Origin of the sequence: Nocardioides sp. (genome assembly GCF_035703625.1) — a bacterium.
In the GTDB taxonomy this organism is placed as follows: domain Bacteria; phylum Actinomycetota; class Actinomycetes; order Propionibacteriales; family Nocardioidaceae; genus Nocardioides.
In genome coordinates this window covers 1-3,954 of sequence record NZ_DASSXS010000235.1, presented here as the reverse complement: position 1 = coordinate 3,954, position 3,954 = coordinate 1, and the positions used below count along the sequence as shown (strand labels likewise).

Sequence of the window (3,954 nt, the reverse complement as noted above, 5' to 3'; positions counted from 1 at the left end):
CACAGCACCTGGACCCGGTGGCAGGTGGAGCGCAACGGCACCGACACCACGGCCGAGGTCCTCGACACCCGCCGGCTGGGGGACGCCGCCGACCCCGACTACTGGCTGGTGTTTCGGTTCCCGGAGTCGGTCGACCCGGATCAGGCGCCGTGGAGCGCCCAGGTCGACCAGGAGACCTTCGAGAACGCCGAAGCCCAGGAAACGGTCGCGGTCCGTGTGCTCGAGGACCGTCCCGCCGCGCACATCGTCGACGGCGAGGTCCGCAACCCGCTCGGTCTCATCATCACGCTGATCGCCGACGCCATCATCCTCGCCATCCTGCTGCTCGTGTGGCGGAGCCGACCGGGGCGGCCGGTGCCGATCCGGATCGCGGCGATCGGCGATGTCGAGCGCTGCCCGCCGGGCGGGGTCCTCGAGCAGATCGACGGGGACCTCTATCTCGTGCGGGGAGAGGTCACGGGCATCGACGGGGACGAGATCGTCCTGGACGCCGGCGAACGAGACGTGCTGGTGATCCTGGACGGTCACCGCAACCCGGTGGGTTACCAGCAGCCGGCGGAAGTGCGCGGCCGGATCGTTCCCTGACCCCGCGGCGACGGGACGGGTGGGGAGGGCTGCGTTCGGCCCCGGAGCCTTCGGGGGCTCAACTCCGGGGCCGACGCGCGGTCGGTGAGTCCGAGCGCACGACGACCTTCGCGGCCTCGCGGCGCTGCGGCGCACCGATGATCATCAGAGCCATCGCAAGCGGGATCACGACGACGAAGGCGGTAACCAGGGCCATCAGGCTCTCGATGATCAGCATGAGTGAAGTCTGCTCAGCCGACTCGGGTTCTAAACCTCTGTCCAGACCAATCCGTCGCGAAGCCCCCGCCGAACCCCTCCCATGACCCGACTTGCCGACTTCTCGGCCCGTGCTCCCGACGGCAGCGACATCGACCTGACGGCGTACGACGGCCAGGTTGTCCTCGTCGTCAACACCGCCTCGCAGTGCGGCTACGCGGCACAGCTCCCCGGGCTCCAGCGGTTGCACGAGCGGTACGTCGACCGCGGCTTCACCGTCCTCGGCTTCCCGTCCGACCAGTTCCGGCAGGAGCCCCTGGGGGACGAGGAGATGCAGGCCGTCTGCGAGCGCAACTTCGGAGTCAGCTTCCCGATGTTCTCGAAGGTGGCGGTGAACGGCCGCGAGACGCACCCGCTCTTCCGCTGGCTGCGGTCCGAGAGGAAGGGGCTGCTCGGCGCCCGGATCAACTGGAACTACACCAAGTTCCTCGTCGGCCGCGACGGTGCGGTGATCGCGAGGTTCGCCCCGACCACGGAGCCCGACGCGATGGTCGAGGACATCGAGCGCGCCCTCGGCCCGGCGGGCTAGAGGCGGAACCTCGCCCGCCGGTCGGACGGGACCAGGTCGAGGTACTCGTCGGGGTGGTTGCGGATGTAGCCCGCCATGAACGGGCAGTAGGGCAGGACGGCCAGCCCGTCGTCGCGGGCGGCGGCCAGCACGCCCCGGGCCAGGGCGGAGCCGATGCCCCTGCCCTCGAACCGGTCGTCCACCTCGGTGTGCTTCAGCTCGAGCGAGGTCTCCGATCGCGTGTACTCCGAGAAACCGGCCAGCTCGCCGTCCTCGAACACCTCGTAGCGGTTCAGTTCCGGGTTGTCCTGCACCAGGGTGGCCATGGTCGGAGACCGTAGTCACTTGCCCCCGGGGTCGCCATGAGGACAGGCTGAAGGCATGGCCGCCACCACCTCGTCGTACTCCATCACCATGCGGCTCTACACCGCGCCCGACCACGGGATCGTCGGCGCGGTCGCCACCGCCATCGCCCACGCGGGCGGGGTGGTCACCGCGATCGACGTCGCCGAGTCCAGCCACGAGCGCCTGGTCCTCGACGTCACCTGCTCGGCCAGCGACTCCGCCCATGCCGAGCAGGTCGTCACCGCCGCCGACGACGTCCCGCACGTCGAGGTCCACAAGGTCAGCGACCGGACCTTCCTCCTCCACATCGGCGGCAAGATCGAGGTCACGTCGAAGGTCCCGCTGCGCAACCGGGACGACCTGTCGATGGCCTACACGCCCGGGGTCGGCCGGGTCAGCCTCGCACTGGCCCACAACCCCGACGACGTGCCCAAGCTGACGATCAAGGGCAACTCGGTCGCGGTGGTGACCGACGGCTCCGCGGTCCTGGGTCTCGGCAACATCGGACCGGGGGCGGCGCTGCCGGTGATGGAGGGCAAGGCCGCCCTCTTCAAGCGGTTCGCCGGCATCGACGCGTGGCCGATTTGCCTGGCCAGCCAGGACACCGACGAGATCGTGCGGGCTGTGGAGATGATCGCGCCCGGCTTCGGAGGCATCAACCTCGAGGACATCGCGGCGCCGCGGTGCTTCGAGATCGAGCGCCGGCTCCGGGAGAGCCTGGACATCCCGGTCTTCCACGACGACCAGCACGGTACGGCGATCGTCGTCACCGCGGCCCTCACCAACGCGCTGCGCGTGGTGAAGAAGAGCCTGCCCGACACCCGGATCGTCGTCGCGGGTGCCGGCGCCGCCGGGTCCGCGATCGTCACCCTGCTCCTGGCGGGCGGGGCGACCGACGTCGTGGTGTGGGACCGCGAGGGCTGCCTCTCCTCCGACGACGAGTCCTTGCCGCCGGCCAAGGCGGAGCTGGCGGCGCGCACCAATCCGCGGAAGGTCCGCGGCGACCTGCAGACCGGCCTGGTCGGCGCCGACGTGTTCATCGGCGTCAGCGGTCCCGGGCTGCTCGACCCGGCGTGGATCACCGACATGGCCGACGATCCGGTGGTGTTCGCCCTGGCCAACCCGGATCCGGAGGTGGATCCGGCGGAGGCGGAGAAGTACGCCGCGGTGGTGGCCAGCGGCCGGTCCGACTATCCCAACCAGATCAACAACGTGCTCGCGTTCCCCGGTGTGTTCCGCGGCCTGCTCGACGCCCGCGCCTCGGAGATCACCGTCGAGATGCTGCTGCGCGCCGCCGAGGCGATCGCGCTGGTCGTCAAGGACGACGAGCTCAACCCGAACTTCATCATCCCCACCGTCTTCAACACCGACGTCCCCAAGGCCGTCGCGGCCGCCATCAGCGGCAAGGTGGTCGAGTAGCCGAGGGTGGCCCGCTCGCCCGGCGCCTCCCGGGACAGGTACGTTGTCGGACGCCCAATTTCAGCACCAGGGAGGCACCACGATGTTCGGACGCAGGACCACCGACGAGCGAGTCGAGGCAGAGCGCGACGAGACGACGGCTGAGGAGATCAGGGCGGAGCACCGCACCGCCGCCCACGAACGGTTCGGGGGCATCAACTGGGGCGCGGCCTTCTTCGGCTGGCTGGTCGCGATCGCGATGACCGTGCTGCTGGCCGCGATCGCGAGCGCCGTCGCCGCCGCTGTCGGCCAGGAGGTCAACCTGACCGAGTCGGACGTCGAGGCGGACCGCGCCACCGCAGGCCTGGTCGCGGCCATCGCCGTCATCGCGATCTTCGCGATCGCCTACTACGCCGGCGGCTACGTCGCCGGGCGGATGTCGCGCTTCGATGGCGGACGCCAGGGCCTGGGCGTGTGGATCATCGGCCTGCTCGTGACCATCCTGGCCGTCGTGCTGGGCCTGGTCTTCGGCGAGCAGTACAACGTCCTGGACCGGGTGAACCCGCCCGACATCAACGCACCGGCGGACGCCGGCATCGGCGCCATCATCGCCGGCGCCATCCTGCTCGTGGCCACGGCCCTCACGGCGATGGCCGGCGGCAAGGCCGGCCGTCACTACCACACCAAGGTCGACGCGGCCCGCTACCCGGCCTGACGCACCACCCGCGCTGACCCGCCCGAAAGTTTCGGGCGGGTCAGCGGCATTTCCGGGGACCCTTGCCAGATCGGTTTACAAACCATATGGTTTTGTAAACCGATCACGCGCGAGCCGCGAGGGGCAGGACATGACCGACCAGATCGCA

The 3,954-nt window shown here is 70.0% G+C and carries 6 protein-coding genes; 4 read left to right on the top strand and 2 right to left on the bottom strand.

Features of this window, described 5'->3' with window-relative positions; genetic code table 11:
• On the top strand, window positions 1-585 hold a 585-nt coding region (locus tag VFN12_RS12125), incomplete at its 5' end, for a hypothetical protein (protein ID WP_325118952.1).
• 58 nt (window positions 586-643) lie between these two features.
• On the opposite strand, the gene VFN12_RS12120 is transcribed toward VFN12_RS12125, so the two are convergent.
• A complete protein-coding gene (locus tag VFN12_RS12120) occupies window positions 644-802 on the bottom strand; it encodes a hypothetical protein (RefSeq protein ID WP_325118951.1) in 159 nt (52 codons plus the stop codon).
• Window positions 803-883: 81 nt separating this feature from the next.
• On the opposite strand from VFN12_RS12120, the gene VFN12_RS12115 reads away from it, so the two are divergent.
• Window positions 884-1,369 (top strand): glutathione peroxidase, encoded by a 486-nt coding sequence (locus tag VFN12_RS12115; RefSeq protein ID WP_325118950.1) that lies wholly within the window; start codon window positions 884-886, stop codon window positions 1,367-1,369.
• Here VFN12_RS12115 and VFN12_RS12110 read toward each other — a convergent pair.
• A complete protein-coding gene (locus VFN12_RS12110) occupies window positions 1,366-1,674 on the bottom strand; it encodes a GNAT family N-acetyltransferase (RefSeq protein WP_325118949.1) in 309 nt (102 codons plus the stop codon). The genes VFN12_RS12115 and VFN12_RS12110 overlap by 4 nt on opposite strands.
• A gap of 55 nt (window positions 1,675-1,729) precedes the next feature.
• On the opposite strand from VFN12_RS12110, the gene VFN12_RS12105 reads away from it, so the two are divergent.
• Both VFN12_RS12105 and VFN12_RS12100 read left to right on the top strand, forming a co-directional pair.
• Window positions 1,730-3,112: an NAD-dependent malic enzyme gene (locus VFN12_RS12105; RefSeq protein WP_325118948.1), complete on the top strand. Its 1,383-nt coding sequence runs from the start codon at window positions 1,730-1,732 to the stop codon at window positions 3,110-3,112.
• Between the two features lie 82 nt (window positions 3,113-3,194).
• Complete coding sequence (locus VFN12_RS12100; protein ID WP_325118947.1) at window positions 3,195-3,806, top strand: hypothetical protein; 612 nt, start codon at window positions 3,195-3,197, stop codon at window positions 3,804-3,806.
• The last annotated feature ends 148 nt before the right edge of the window (window positions 3,807-3,954 follow it).

Excerpts from the sequence above, each read along its gene's own strand:
- VFN12_RS12120 (WP_325118951.1), bottom strand. The coding sequence starts at position 802 with ATGCTGATCATCGAGAGCCTGATGGCCCTGGTTACCGCCTTCGTCGTC.
- VFN12_RS12115 (WP_325118950.1), top strand. The coding sequence starts at position 884 with ATGACCCGACTTGCCGACTTCTCGGCCCGTGCTCCCGACGGCAGCGAC.
- VFN12_RS12110 (WP_325118949.1), bottom strand. The coding sequence starts at position 1,674 with ATGGCCACCCTGGTGCAGGACAACCCGGAACTGAACCGCTACGAGGTG.
- VFN12_RS12105 (WP_325118948.1), top strand. The coding sequence starts at position 1,730 with ATGGCCGCCACCACCTCGTCGTACTCCATCACCATGCGGCTCTACACC.
- VFN12_RS12100 (WP_325118947.1), top strand. The coding sequence starts at position 3,195 with ATGTTCGGACGCAGGACCACCGACGAGCGAGTCGAGGCAGAGCGCGAC.